Annotated in this window: 1 protein-coding gene; it reads left to right on the top strand. The window is 39.6% G+C overall.

Annotation, left to right across the window (positions count from 1 at the left end; genetic code table 11):
- Positions 1-391 (top strand): NAD(+) synthase (nadE, locus tag ACFINZ_RS10765; protein ID WP_375701516.1); only part of this gene is annotated, 391 nt, incomplete at both ends.

Below are 391 nucleotides of genomic sequence, written 5' to 3'. Positions count from 1 at the left end.
AATGGGTTAGCTGCTGATTATCAAGCTTGTGTTTTGGGTTTGAGAGATTACGTCAATAAAAACCGCTTTCAGAATGTTATTCTTGGTCTTTCAGGAGGAATTGATTCAGCTCTGTGTACGACAATGGCGGTTGATGCTCTTGGCGCTGAGAAGGTCCGCACTGTAATGATGCCTTATCATTATACTTCACAAGAATCATTAAAAGATGCTAAAGAATGTGCACATCTTTTAGGATGTCGTTATGAAATAATACCGATTGTTCAACCTGTTGAAGTTTTTTTGAAGACGATGGCACCTGTTTTTTTAGGGTTGCCATCTGATGTAACAGAAGAGAATCTTCAAAGTCGTGTACGCGGCGTTATCTTGATGGCGCTTTCGAATAAATTTGGCT

This window comes from Bartonella sp. AA81SXKL (assembly GCF_042196945.1).
GTDB lineage: Bacteria > Pseudomonadota > Alphaproteobacteria > Rhizobiales > Rhizobiaceae > Bartonella.
The sequence above is the reverse complement of the archived record's forward strand: the minus strand, read 5'-3'. Positions and strand labels throughout refer to the sequence as shown.